Source organism: Bacillus horti (assembly GCF_030813115.1).
Taxonomy (GTDB): domain Bacteria; phylum Bacillota; class Bacilli; order Caldalkalibacillales; family JCM-10596; genus Bacillus_CH; species Bacillus_CH horti.
The window spans coordinates 1-14,112 of record NZ_JAUSTY010000013.1; the positions used below are offsets into that span (position 1 = coordinate 1).

Genomic DNA, 14,112 nt, shown 5'->3' on the forward strand with positions numbered 1-14,112 from the left:
GTTCGTCCTGAGCCAGGATCAAACTCTCCATAAAAGTTTTATGAAATAGCTTGAAATAAGCTCTCATTACGTTGTTCATTCAAAAGAATTGGACCTGTTCCTTGTTTCCTCGAAAGGAAGGCAAGCAACAGATTTTTTACGCTTGGCTATTCTTTGTTCAGTTTTCAAGGTTCTAAAGAATGATGAACTTATTTAAATACCCGTTGAATTATGGATCAAAACTTATTTCGTTCATCATGTCGCTGTCTTGCGGCGACAAGTAATAATATATCACAGCTAAAATTATAATGCAACACTTTTTTAAAAGAAAAATAATCATTTCTTTTTACTTAGATAACAGATTGAATATAGTACTCTCTTTCGAGCTGAAGATCAATGATCTTATCTTCACAGTTTACAACAGGTCTGGTTAATTCATGAGCATCTATATATACGATGTTCCCCACCCAGCCATTATTTAAAACCACTTTTTTTCCTACTTTTATGGAAGCGGCAATTAAAGTTAAGAAATAATGCGTATATCTAGGGTCTAGCTTACCAAAGCTGTCATTTTTGATTTGCTCCGCAACAACAAATGGAGAATGGGCCTGACGATAAATCCGCTTTGCACACATGGCCACATAAATATCAGCAATTGCGATGATCTTAGCATAATTATGGATGCTTTCAGATTTTGTAGCATAGGGATAACCACTGCCATCCTCACGTTCATGATGCTGGGCCACGCCGACCAGCACATCCTCAGGTATATGAGGCATTTTCTTTAAGAATTCATAGCCATAATGAGTGTGCTTCTGTACCTCATGGAGCTCACTTTCAGTAAGAACACCTGCTTTGTTAAGAATATTTTCATCCACAAATAATTTACCTACGTTATGAAGATATCCAGAAAGGGCTGCCTCAAAGACCTGTTGCTTCCCCATACCCGATCGATGAGCGATTAGACCTACCAATAAGGAAACAAGAAGCGAGTGCTGGTATAAGTATTTCTCCATTTTAATCAGCTTAAAAAAATCAACGATAATAGAAGGAGAGTGCTGTAATCCGTATTCAATAAACGGAATCACATTCTTCTCGATGTGATGAAAACTAATCATTGTGCCATTTTTAAATTGAGTAAAAAGCTTCTCCGTTTGGGCTGAGGTTATCGAATAAATATCAATAAAAACTTGATCAATACTCCTAAATTGATCGACATCAATTTCGTCTGACCTAGTGTCGTCCTTTGCTTCTACAGCAATATGAGGAATTAAAAAAGCATGCAAAACCTTAATGTCATTTTTACTAAGTAAGTAACCTGACTGAAAAAGTTCATTTCCATTAGGGGACACGACAGGCTCAGCAAGCTTAAGTCCGGGCTTATACTGTTGAGGAGCTAGCTTTTTTTTCTTATTTGTTTGCATTTTTATCACCGTCTAGTGTGAGTTATTTGTTTGTTATGTGCGATTAATTCCTTTGAAACTAGGCAAAAGCTACCCAAACAATACGTTTAGGTAGCTATTTTGAAAGTTATAGTTTCTTACTCTATAAAGGGATACACAGAGTATTTCATCTACACTTTACTATTCATATATCTGTTTATAGTTCTTTTGCTATACTGTTGTCCTTCTACTGCTCTTCAGGATCATCAATTTCAGCATCATGCTCAGGATCTTCTAAGTCCTGCACATCCTCAGCTTCATAATCTCCTTCATCTTGATCCATTTCCATTCCTGTTGGTGCATCAGTAATACTACCGACGCTTTCCTCTATACTATTATCATCGGCTTCTTCTACTTCATCATTTACTTCTATTTTTGCAACGGTTGCAACTTCTTCTTCATTTTGAATTCGAATTAAGCGAACCCCTTGCGTATTCCTACCCATAGTGGAGATATCACTAACGCTTAGACGAATGATCACACCACTTACGGTAATAATCATTAAATCGTTGTCTGAAGCCACCGCTTTAAGTCCAACAACTGGTCCGTTACGATCTGTGACGTTTAGTGTTTTTATTCCTACTCCTCCACGCGTCTGTGTACGGTATTCTTCAATTGGTGTCCGTTTACCATAGCCTTTACTTGTAACGATCATAACATCATGATCTTCATTGACAATATCCATGTCAATAACTTTATCATCTGAACGTAAAGTAACTCCTTTAACACCTGTTGCTGTACGACCCATCATCCGTACGTCTGTCTCTTTGTAGCGAATAGACATTCCATGACTTGTCCCCATGATAATCTCTTGGTTGCCATCCGTTAATTTAACACTAATTAGTTCGTCATCCTCACGTAGGTTTATAGCAAATAAACCACCACGACGGATGTTTCCGAACGCATCTAGTGAGGAACGCTTGACGATTCCATTTTTAGTAGCGAAGAATAGATACCTATTTTGGACATACTCTTCTATAGGAATAATCGCGGAGATGTACTCTCCTTTTTCGATCTGAATTAAATTAATAACAGGAACTCCACGAGCCGTTCGACCTAACTCTGGAATTTCATACGCTTTTAAGCGATACACTCTTCCTCTGTTCGTAAAGAGCATAACGAAATGATGGGAGTTAGTCGCAAATAAGTGCTCCACAAAATCATCATTTTTCGTATCCATACCTGTAATGCCACGACCACCACGCTTTTGGCTGCGGTACGTGCTAACAGGGAGACGCTTAATGTAGCCACTATGGGTTAGTGTGATAACAACCTCTTCACGTGGGATAAGGTCCTCATCCTCAATCATATCTTCACCAATCGTGATTTCTGTACGACGCTCATCATTAAATCTAGCTTTAATTTCAGCTAGCTCTTCACTGATGATGGCTAAGATTTTCGCTTCATCTGCTAAAATCGCTTTTAGCTCAGCGATCTTTTGTAGAAGCTCGGTGTATTCATTTTCGATTTTCTCTCGCTCTAAGCCAGTTAAGCGTTGCAGCCTCATATCAAGGATCGCTTGAGCCTGATCATAGGAAAGCTGAAAGTTATTCATTAATCCATCTCTAGCCTCTTCCGTTGTTCTAGACGAACGGATCAGCTGGATAACAGCATCTAAATGATCTAATGCGATACGAAGACCTTCTAATATATGAGCTCTTGCTTCTGCTTTACGTAAATCAAACTCTGTACGACGGCGAATAACAACCTTCTGATGGTCCAAGTAATGAACTAGAACCTGCTTTAAATTCAATACCTTAGGCTGCCCATGTACAAGAGCTAGCATATTGATTCCAAAAGTAGTTTGAAGGGCTGTCTGCTTGTACAAATTATTAAGCAGAACGTTTGCATTCACATCTCGACGTAATTCGATCACTATACGCATCCCATTACGGTCGGATTCATCCCGTAGGTCTGTGATTCCTTCAATTCGTTTTTCTCGTACTAATTCAGCAATCTTCTCAATGAGCTTTGCTTTATTAACCTGATAAGGGATTTCATCTACGATAATACGGCTTTTGCCACTGTCGTTTTCTTCAATAGTCGCTTTCGCTCGTAAGGTAATGGTCCCTCTACCTGTTTCATACGCTCGACGAATTCCAGACTTCCCTAAAATTTGCGCTCCTGTAGGAAAATCAGGACCAGGAACGTATTCCATAAGATCAGCAATGGTAGCCTCCGGATTTTCAATGATCAGCTGGACGGCATCAATCACTTCACCTAAATGATGCGGTGGAATATTGGTAGCCATCCCTACAGCAATTCCCGTTGTTCCGTTCACTAATAAATTAGGGAAACGTGCAGGGAGAACGACTGGCTCTTTTTCCTGTCCATCATAGTTCTCTTGATAATCGATTGTGTCCTTATTAATGTCTCTAAGAAGCTCTGTCGAAATCTTGGACATTCTTGCTTCTGTATAACGCATCGCTGCAGCTGCATCTCCGTCCACTGAACCAAAGTTCCCGTGCCCATCTACAAGCATATAGCGATAGGAGAAATCCTGAGCCATACGAACCATTGTTTCGTACACAGCGGAATCACCATGTGGATGATACTTACCGATAACCTCCCCAACGATACGTGCGGATTTTTTATACGCTTTATCAGGGGTCATCCCTAATTCATTCATAGCAAAAAGCACACGCCGATGTACAGGCTTAAGCCCGTCACGTACATCAGGGAGCGCTCGACTAACAATAACACTCATCGCATAGTCCATAAATGAGCTACGCATTTCCTGCCCGATATTTATCTCTTTAATCCTTGATTGTTCCATCTCGGCCATGCACTAACCTCCGTAACATAGACACCTATCGTCTAATTCTCTCTCCACTATTAAATATACATGATTCCAGCATATTTCACAAATTCCCTTCAGTCAGACTATAGGAAGGTGTGTTGATTAAAGAAGATTGTTTCGATGAGCGTAAATGGCCGCTTGAGTACGGTCATCTACCTCTAGCTTAGAAAGAATGTTGGTGATATGGGTTTTGACCGTTTTAACCGCTATGTACAGCTCATCAGATATATCTTGATTCGTTTTTCCATCCGCAATTAAGCATAGAATCTCTAATTCCCTAGGCGTTAAATCTAAATGGGGCTTTTTCTCCTCATTTCTTCTCATTCTAGAAAGAACCTTTCCCGTCACCTGGGCTTCAAGAATAGGCTCCCCTTTAGCTGCTGCTCGGATGGCTGCTGCGATTTCAGTTGCTTTTGAGGTCTTTAATAGATAGCTTAATGCTCCTGCTTCGATAACAGGATAAACTTTATCATCGTCAATAAAGCTTGTTAGCACAATAATTTTGGAGCTTGGCTGGACACGAATGATTTCCTTTGTCGCTGTAATGCCATCCATTCCTTCCATCACCAGATCCATTACTATAACATCCGGATTATGCTCAATAGCAAGGTTAACCCCTTCTTGTCCATTTGACCCCTCTGCGACAACTTCAATATCGCTTTGGGATTCTAAATACGCAGACAAACCCATGCGTACCATTTCATGATCATCCACTAATAATACACGTATCATGATTCTACCTGCTCCTCCTTTTCGTCCATTTCATCTACAATCGGGATTTTTACGCTAACCTGTGTTCCTTTATTCGGGAAGGAAATGACTTCAGCCACTCCACCGATCTCATTAACTCTCTCATGAATAGATTGCAATCCGTAGGAAGAGAGCTTTGTACCATTCATGTCAAAACCTACCCCGTTATCTACTATTTTTAGATGAATTCTTCTGTTTTCCACCGCAAGTAAAAGGGATACAGAGCTTGCTTTAGCGTGCCTGAATACATTAGACAATCCTTCCTGAACGATGCGAAAAAGATGATCCTCTATTCCTTTAGGTAATACAGGCAATTCATCTACCTTCCACTCCATCTGAACATACTGTTTTTCTTTAAATTCTGTTAACAGGTCTAATATTCCTTCTCTTAGTCCCTTACCTTCTAAAGTAGCAGGCCGCAGGTGGAGTAAGAGAGCGCGCATTTCATTCTGTGCATTGCCGGCCATCTTCTCAATCATCTCGATTTGCTTCTTTGACTTTTCTTGAGAAAACGCTGTCGTTTCCAAAACGGCAGAGGTCATCATAGAGATCGCAAAAAGCTGCTGACTAACGGCATCATGAAGCTCACGCGCTATCCGCTGACGCTCGGCAGAAATAACGGACTGTTTCATGGACTCCTGCCATTCCACCTTTTCTGTGGACAGCTTCTGTAGGGAGGCCACTTGCTTTTCAATCCTCCTAGCCATTTCATTTAAATGCTCGGCAACTAAGCCAATCTCATCTGAACCTAGCTCAGGAACCCTCTGAGCATAATTACCTCTTTCAAACGATAGGATGGAAACAACAAGCTTTTCCAATCTTTTTTTTAGACGATTTCCATTAATATATCCAATAAGTCCACCAACAACTAAGTTAAGCAATACGACCCAAATGAAGATCGGTAGAAAAATCCACCTAGCTTGGAAAAGGGTTCTGAAATCTAAGCCCAAGTAGAAAAATGTACTTAGGGTAATGAGAAATGTAGCCAAAAAGCTAATCCCTATCGATAATCTCATTTGCTTCCACTGGATGTTAGTAAGTCGCTCTCCGCTCATAAGAATCTCACATCCACATCCCCTACAAAAAGAGACACAGATATTTTCACCTTTCTAGCCGATTGCTCATAGCCTTTTGTAGCAAGCTTAATTTGTCGGTTAATCCCACTTTGCTTATGTCCTAAAATCTCAAAGTTACCGACCGTTACACTCGTGGCGATGGACACATCTAAATCTGGTGGCACATAGATATCTACATCACCAAAAACTCCACTGATGGCGATCGAGCTTTCTCCTTCAGGGATAATCGCTTTGGATAAATCCATCTTAATATCAGTAATCACGTAGGACATATTCATATTGTGTAGCTCAAATTGGTTTTTCATATATCGAAAATCGCCAATAAACTGATTGTGTACCGTTGAGCTGTTCTTTTTGGATCCAGTAGTACGTGCCTTTCTTCGATGGATAGGCATAGTAGGAGCCGTAGATCGAGGTAGAGTCTCTTCCTCCTGCTCATCCTTGTCTCTGCTTTGAGCAGAGCTATCCTTAGCTACTGTTGAATCTGCTTTATGATCTGTTTGGATGTGTTCATTCTGTTCGTCTAGCTCATTTATTGGGGCTGTTCCATCTTTATCTTTGTCTTTCGTTTCAGAAGACGTAGGCTCAGTAGTATGAAGCTTAGCTTTTTCTAAATCAGCAATAGAGCTCCACACCGTCCCCACAGATTGTACTTCATGAGCTTGAGTTTCCGAAGTATTCCGAGTCTCATGTTTCTCTTCTAGTTCCGAATCTTTTGTTTCTTCTTCTGGAAGCTCCGCTCCTCCAGCAACTTTATTTTCTTTCCCTGCATTTTCTTGATAAACCTGCTTCACACTCTCTTCAGTTTCAGTAAATCTCTCTTTTCCTATATTTTTATCCACTTCCTGTTCTTTTTCCGTTCTACGCTCTTCATTTTCTTTCCCTTTATTTACTCCTTCTGCTTTAAGCTTTTCAGTTTCTTCTTCATCCTGTTCCTCTGCTCGCTTATCACTTTTGGCTTGAGCTCCGCCCCTATTTGATTTCCCTCTAAAAAGAAGCACACCAAAGTAAAGGAACAAAAAGCCAAAAACTATACCTGCAATATTTATAGCGAATAGGATTTCAAAAAGAGCAATAAATCCAAGAACAAAAATGGTTGCTCCTAGCCATCTATATAAACTTGAATAAATCACAATCCCCATACCAAATAAAAAAAGGGGACCAAGCAGCTCAGAGCCAAGCTCAAATTCAAGGGCACCCACAAAGATGCTTATGCCCACAAAAATAGCCATAAAGCCTGCAAGACGATAGATCAATTGGCTCATTTTTTCATCCTTCCTATCTCCACACACATGAGGTTTATGTGCTCCGACACTTATAGTCTATCAAGGATTTTGTATAGCTGAAAAGAGAGCCAAGGGCACCCATGGCTCATCCTTCAATGAAATATGACTATTTAGAATCACGAGAGTTGCTGTCAAATGGCTTTTCTACCTCAATGATAGGTCCCGAGGATCTGTCGTCACGATGAGAGGAGTGAAAATCAGAATCATCATTCCTTTTAATTAATCTCCAGCCTAGGTAGACACAGATTAATGAAAGAGCTAAGACGATAAGTAACGGAGACATTGAAATGAGAAATACTGCACCTATAACTACGATGATGGCTCCTAAAATTTTAACTCCGTCGGTTGCTGCTTCTCTATACATTTTATATCCAAAATACATGGCAAAAAGGAGAGCCACTCCACCGATAACGGTAAATATATTTCCACTATAGATAAATAAAATAATCCCAAGTAATATTAAACCCAATCCGATCAAAGACTTATTATTAATCTTCACTTTGCACCGCGTCCTTTCTTATATCTTACTCATAGGATACAACAAATCTATCCTTCCTAAAACAACCTTTGGTTTGAATGTTATGTAGGTCTAGGGTCTTAGATCATGATTTTTCATCAACTATCAGGATGGTCAGTTGCATTTTGCACAATGGCTTAATTTTTAATGAATGAAAAAGAACTGAAGGGCCTTGCAGCTTTTACTAAAGGACTGCTAGCTCGTTTCAGTTCTTTTTATTCTATTTTAGCTATACTATTTAATAAATTCAGATTCTCTTTTGGTTCAAACTAGATGAGCTTGAATAACAAAGTTGCACCTATATATACCTTAGTAGGTAAAGTGAATAGTATTCCCTGCTGGATCCTGAACCAGTAAGCCTGCCTCTTGCTCGTCAAGCTTAATATTTGCTGCCTTTAATCGGTCTGCTATCACATCAAATTCTTCTTTATTTTGAAGCTGAATGGAAAAGACAGATAATCCTACAGCGTGTGGTGGATTAGGAGGAGCACCCACCCCCACCCAGGTGTTTAATCCGATATGATGATGGTATCCTCCTGCTGCTACGAAAAGAGCGTGGTCAGCCATACGAATCATCACATCAAAGCCTAATACTCCATGGTAAAAATCCTCTGCTTTTTTCATATGATCAACATGTAAATGAATATGACCAATCGTCGTTCCCTCTGGTAGCTCATTCTTTGATGAACGCTCCGCTTCATTCCACAATTGTTGAATATCTAATGGGAGAGATTCTCCTTTTAACATTCCATCATCTTGTTTGGGCCACTGCTCACGAGGTCGATCTGCATACACCTCAATACCGTTATGATCAGGATCAGACAGATATAAAGCTTCACTAAATAGATGATCAGATGCTCCCTCAAGCCGACCTTCCTGTTCATTAAAATGAAAAAGCCAATTAGCCAACGCTTGCCTTGAAGGAACAAGGACTGCCAGGTGATATAGACCTGTTGTCCTGCTCTTTGGTGCAGCATCAGGTAACTCCTCTAGGATTAACAACGGTGTTTGGCCGTCTACTGTAAGGAGAGCCATATTGTTCCCATTTTCTGCTTGCTCCTGGCGTAAAACAGAAAAGCCAATTTTTTTCGTATAAAAATCAACGGAACGCTCTAAGCTTGAGATTCTTAGATGGACATAACCGATTGATGTTTGGGGATGAATTGAAAAGCTCATAGTAGCACCTAACCTTTCTAGAATAAAAACTCCTCCATCCGTTCCTAGAGGGAGAGAAGATTTTGTATGAAGAACGTTTATTATAGTATGCTCAAACGTTTATTCATTTTTCACTTACTTTTTGTAAGTATATGATGGTTATTCTAAAAAGTCAAGTTACTTACTTAAGTAAAGTGATTAATGATTAGTCCTTTACCTACGCTTGAGGTCAACCCTTTTTAGAAAGATTAAAATATTGTTAAGAAACACATTTTTTCTATCCATTCAATTGATAAACAAGAATTTGATTGCTATGATGAGAAAAAAGGTGGAAATGAGTGACTTTTTATGTTCAGGTCTCATTCGATAGCAAAAAAGGAATCGTTCAGACAAGCATCTTCTAAACCACAAAAAGGTGACCGTTCTCTATCCATACAAAAAAAGCTATTATCCTCTCCATCCCATGGAGAGCTTCAATTCAAAACTGAGAATACCTCTGGCCTTTCTAAGCAGGAGCTTTTTCAGCTACAGCAAAGCATTGGTAATCAAGCTGTTACGCAATTATTACAATTAGACATGGCGAAGGATACGAATGACGTTGTAGACCAAGAAGCCTCTGTACAGTCTCCTCCTATACATAAATCTCCTTTTCATGATCAGCCTATTCAACGTGTCATAGAAATAAGTGGAGAAAGATATACCCATGGCTCTAAGAAGGTTAGCAACCTATATAACTATGTCGTTGCTCCTTGGTTAGAACAAAATGAGTATAAAACATACGGTATTAAATCAAGGCTAGTTGAGTTTATTAAAAATAATGATATAGAATTTAACTCTAATGACCATTTTTTAACCGAGTTTATTCCTTGGCTACAGCTGCAAACTCGAAAAGTGAAGGGTGATAAAACAACACCAGTACTTAAAAAGTTTAGCATAGGTAAAATGTCTAGACCAAAATGGTCGAATGAGTTAAAGCAGAAGCTAGACTATCAGAATGGGGACAATATTCGTCATGTCATTAGAAATGCTACGTTAAAAAGAGCCTTAGAAATCGAATATAATCGGTACCTAAGCCTAGATGATAAAAAAGAACGTTTTTATGATTTAGCGGATACCATAGGGATTGCTTCTGGTGAACTTACAATTGATATACTGGCTCAGGAAATATATAACAAGGTGTATTTAAACGAGGCTAATTTGTTCTCTGGTGATGGACCCTACAACCAAATTATAGGTTTTGCCGCAGATAGAGTAAAACAGTACGGAGAGGAGCTTATCGCTTTAGAGGATGATATCGTAGATACTAGGCTAGTTGCTGGAGACGTTAAGAATTTGATTAGTGTGGCAAGCTCTCAGGCTGGTTTTGGTCATACAAATGCAGTGACCAACGATTTACATACCATAGTAGATACAGTCATTAATGAAGTAGCTTATGAGGGGTATAGAATTGATATGATGGAAGCTGAGCTTATTGGAGATTTAGTGATTGACATTGGCTTAAATTTTGGCTTTGACTTAATTGATGGGAGAGTGACAGAAGATCAAGACAATATTGCACAAAGACAAGGTCTACTTTTACAAGTAGAAACGGAGCTTCAGCAATTCCTTGCTTCAGATGGTCAGACTGGTGATATTAAAAATATATTCCAAAGGTTCCTAGAAATCAGTCGCTCGTAATCATGAGGCACTAGATACTCTAGATAAAAGGTGATTATATATTATGGAAAATGACAGAAATATGACTGCAAATGATACACATGGTGGACAACAAACTGATCATAATAAACAGGAAAATGCAAACCTACAGAAGAAACATTCGTTACTTGAGGTTTTCCTTGTCTCAACAAAGTTAGGCTTTACTTCCTTCGGTGGACCGATTGCTCATTTGGGATACTTTCATGATGAATACGTCCACAGGCGTAGATGGTTGGACGAACGAGCATACGCCGATTTAGTAGCATTAAGTCAGTTCTTACCTGGTCCAGCGAGCAGTCAGGTGGGTCTTGGAATTGGTGTGATGCGAGCAGGGCTTATGGGAGGAATAGTAGCTTTTCTTGGATTCACGTTGCCTTCTGTCATCGCTTTGGTGCTATTCGCCTTAGTCCTTCAAGGCTTTGATGTAGGACAGGCAGGATGGATTCAGGGCTTGAAAATTGTTGCCGTAGCGATTGTTGCTCACGCTATATTAGGAATGGCCTCCAAGCTGACACCGGATACGAAAAGACGAACACTTGCATTAATAGCGATTCTTTTTACTTTATTATGGCCGACGGTTCTATCTCAGGTTTTGATCATTGGCTTGGCAGCCTTAGTAGGCTACTGGCTGTATCGCGGAGAGCAAGCAAAAGGAGAGTCTCCAGTCCATATTCCTATCAGTAAAACGTTTGCTATCACTTGTTTAACTCTCTTTTTCGCTTTGCTATTTCTCCTCCCAATCTTGAGAGATGTGACCTCTCTTGATGCGATCGCTGTTTTTGATAGTTTTTACCGTGCTGGCTCCCTTGTGTTTGGGGGAGGGCATGTTGTGTTGCCTTTACTTGAAAGAGAGCTTGTACCAACAGGCTTGCTTTCCGAAGAAGCATTTCTAGCTGGTTATGGAGCTACACAGGCTGTTCCTGGTCCTTTATTTACGTTTGCTGCCTACTTAGGAACAATGATGAATGGAATAATAGGTGCTGTTTTAGCAACGATTGCTATTTTTCTCCCTGGATTCCTTCTGCTTCTAGGTGCCTTACCTTTCTGGAACAAGCTACGTAACGAGCCGAAGATTCAAGGCGCTTTATTTGGTGTTAATGCAGCCGTTGTTGGACTCCTTATCGCTGCGTTATTCCATCCGATATGGACAAGCTCAGTTCACTCACCTCTTGATTTTTCTCTTGCTGTCCTGTTATTTGGGATGCTAGCGATTTGGAAGCTTCCTCCTTGGACGGTTGTTGTGGCTGGTTGCTTAGGAGGAATTCTCATAGGTGTACTTTCGTAAAAGCTGTCATGATTATGATCATAATTTAGTTCATGATTAATCAGCTACTCATAAGACAATGCTTGCTAAGAACGTTTTATACAAAAAACTCAGTCCATTGTACGGACTGAGTTTTGCTTTTTCATAGTAGATCATCATTCTTTACTCTATCTTTCATTCCTTCAAATTATGATCGTTACGTTAAATATCTAGATTACGAACGTATTGAGCATGCTCCTGAATAAAGTCACGTCTTGGCTCAACCTTGTCTCCCATTAGGGTTTCAAAGATCATATCTGCGTCAATGGCATCCTTAAGGCTAACCTGTAAAAACGTACGGGACTCAGGGTCCATAGTCGTTTCCCACAGCTGAGTAGGATTCATTTCTCCTAATCCTTTATAACGCTGAATACCTGGCTTAGGCTGCTCTCCAAGCTCACTCAACACAGCCTGTAGCTCTTTTTCGTTATAGGCGTAGATGATCTTTTTCCCTTGTGAGACCTTGTATAAAGGCGGCTGTGCGATATACACGTAGCCTTTCTCAATGATTTCCTTCATATAGCGATAGAAGAACGTTAACAGGAGGGTACGAATATGAGCTCCATCCACGTCGGCATCGGTCATAATCACAATCTTATGGTATCTGGCCTTCTCAATATCAAAGTCCTCTCCAATTCCTGTCCCTAACGCTGTAATAATTGCTCTTATCTCGTTGTTCGATAAGATTTTATCGATTCTGGCTTTTTCTACGTTAATGATTTTACCACGCAACGGTAGAATCGCTTGGAAGTGACGATCTCGACCTTGCTTAGCTGAACCTCCGGCAGAGTCACCCTCTACGATGTAAATCTCACTGATAGCCGCATCACGACTTGAGCAATCCGCTAGCTTCCCTGGTAAGGAGCTAACCTCTAAGGCACTTTTACGTCTTGTTAGCTCTCTTGCTTTACGAGCTGCCTCACGTGCTCTCTGGGCCATTAAGGCCTTGTCTATGACCTTTCTAGCTGTTGAAGGGTTCTCATTCAAGAAGTCAGAGAAATGCTCAGCAAACAAGGATTCTGTCACACTACGGGCTTCACTATTGCCGAGCTTTGTTTTCGTTTGCCCTTCAAATTGCGGATCCTCAATTTTAACGGAAACGATCGCTGTTAATCCTTCACGAACATCGTCACCTGTTAGGTTAGAATCAGCATCCTTGAGCATGCCTTGCTTTCTCGCGTAATCATTTAGAACACGTGTTAGGGCACTTTTAAAGCCAGACTCATGTGTTCCACCCTCGTGGGTATTTATGTTATTGGCAAAGGAGTACAAGTTGGAAGCAAAGCTATCGTTGTACTGTAGGGCAATCTCAACGATCATGCCTTCCTTTTGATCCTCGATATAAATCGGCTCATGTAGAACCTCTCGCGTCCGATTCAAATACTCCACAAAGGAAGCAATGCCCCCCTCGTAATGAAAGATTTCCGGCTTAACCTCTTCAGAACGATCATCTTCAATAATAATTTTCAAGCCTTTATTTAGAAACGCTGTCTCTCTTAAGCGAGTACGTAGGATTTCAAAATCATACTCGGTTGTTTCTTTGAAAATTTCAGGGTCAGGCTTGAATATGGTTTCTGTTCCCGTATACTCCGTTTCACCGATTACTTTTAAGTCGGCTTGAGGAACTCCTTGATGATAGCGCTGATAATGGATGCTGCCATTCAAATGAACACGTACTTCCATCCATTCGGAAAGAGCATTTACAACTGAAGCTCCTACTCCATGAAGTCCACCTGATACCTTATAGCCTCCTCCACCAAACTTACCCCCTGCATGGAGAACGGTCATAATAACCTCAACGGCTGGTCTCCCCATTTTTTCATGGATCCCTACTGGAATTCCACGTCCGTTATCTAGGACTCTAATGCTGTTATCCTTTTGAATATTCACTTGAATGGTATCACAATAGCCGGCTAATGATTCATCCACACTATTATCTACAATCTCCCATACGAGATGGTGTAAGCCTTTGGAAGACGTAGTTCCGATATACATCCCTGGACGCTTACGTACCGCCTCTAAGCCCTCCAGCACCTGTATCTGATTTTCATCATAGGATTGTTCCTTGATTGTCATCTTTCTTCACCTCATTTACATTGATGCTAGATG

At 40.3% G+C, this 14,112-nt stretch carries 10 protein-coding genes; 2 read left to right on the plus strand and 8 right to left on the minus strand.

The genetic code is table 11. The annotated features are described in order from the left end of the window. Positions 1-329: 329 nt before the first annotated feature. The 7 genes from J2S11_RS14725 to J2S11_RS14755 all read right to left on the minus strand — a co-directional run bounded on the left by J2S11_RS14725 (position 330) and on the right by J2S11_RS14755 (position 9,026). The gene (locus tag J2S11_RS14725; protein ID WP_307395806.1) at positions 330-1,403 is read right to left on the minus strand and encodes an HD-GYP domain-containing protein; all 1,074 of its coding nucleotides are present in this window, start codon (positions 1,401-1,403) and stop codon (positions 330-332) included. A gap of 205 nt (positions 1,404-1,608) precedes the next feature. Beyond that, the gene (gene gyrA / locus J2S11_RS14730) at positions 1,609-4,206 is read right to left on the minus strand and encodes a DNA gyrase subunit A (protein WP_307395809.1); all 2,598 of its coding nucleotides are present in this window, start codon (positions 4,204-4,206) and stop codon (positions 1,609-1,611) included. A 117-nt stretch (positions 4,207-4,323) separates the two neighbouring features. Beyond that, positions 4,324-4,953 (minus strand): response regulator transcription factor, encoded by a 630-nt coding sequence (locus tag J2S11_RS14735; protein WP_307395810.1) that lies wholly within the window; start codon positions 4,951-4,953, stop codon positions 4,324-4,326. Next, entirely contained in the window at positions 4,950-6,026 is a 1,077-nt protein-coding gene (locus J2S11_RS14740) for a sensor histidine kinase (RefSeq protein WP_307395811.1), read from the minus strand. The genes J2S11_RS14735 and J2S11_RS14740 overlap by 4 nt, the downstream gene beginning before the upstream one ends. Beyond that, complete coding sequence (gene liaF, locus J2S11_RS14745) at positions 6,023-7,312, minus strand: cell wall-active antibiotics response protein LiaF (protein WP_307395813.1); 1,290 nt, start codon at positions 7,310-7,312, stop codon at positions 6,023-6,025. The genes J2S11_RS14740 and liaF overlap by 4 nt, the downstream gene beginning before the upstream one ends. A gap of 127 nt (positions 7,313-7,439) precedes the next feature. Next, entirely contained in the window at positions 7,440-7,832 is a 393-nt protein-coding gene (locus J2S11_RS14750) for a hypothetical protein (RefSeq protein WP_307395815.1), read from the minus strand. 327 nt (positions 7,833-8,159) lie between these two features. Further along, positions 8,160-9,026: a VOC family protein gene (locus J2S11_RS14755; RefSeq protein ID WP_307395817.1), complete on the minus strand. Its 867-nt coding sequence runs from the start codon at positions 9,024-9,026 to the stop codon at positions 8,160-8,162. 327 nt (positions 9,027-9,353) lie between these two features. On the opposite strand from J2S11_RS14755, the gene J2S11_RS14760 reads away from it, so the two are divergent. Together J2S11_RS14760 and chrA are read left to right on the plus strand one after the other, a co-directional pair. Continuing rightward, complete coding sequence (locus J2S11_RS14760) at positions 9,354-10,682, plus strand: hypothetical protein (protein WP_307395819.1); 1,329 nt, start codon at positions 9,354-9,356, stop codon at positions 10,680-10,682. Positions 10,683-10,725: 43 nt separating this feature from the next. Continuing rightward, on the plus strand, positions 10,726-11,985 hold the full coding sequence (gene chrA, locus J2S11_RS14765; protein WP_307395821.1) for a chromate efflux transporter: 1,260 nt from the start codon (positions 10,726-10,728) through the stop codon (positions 11,983-11,985). Between the two features lie 180 nt (positions 11,986-12,165). On the opposite strand, the gene gyrB is transcribed toward chrA, so the two are convergent. Continuing rightward, entirely contained in the window at positions 12,166-14,079 is a 1,914-nt protein-coding gene (gyrB, locus tag J2S11_RS14770; protein ID WP_307395823.1) for a DNA topoisomerase (ATP-hydrolyzing) subunit B, read from the minus strand. Positions 14,080-14,112 lie beyond the last annotated feature (33 nt).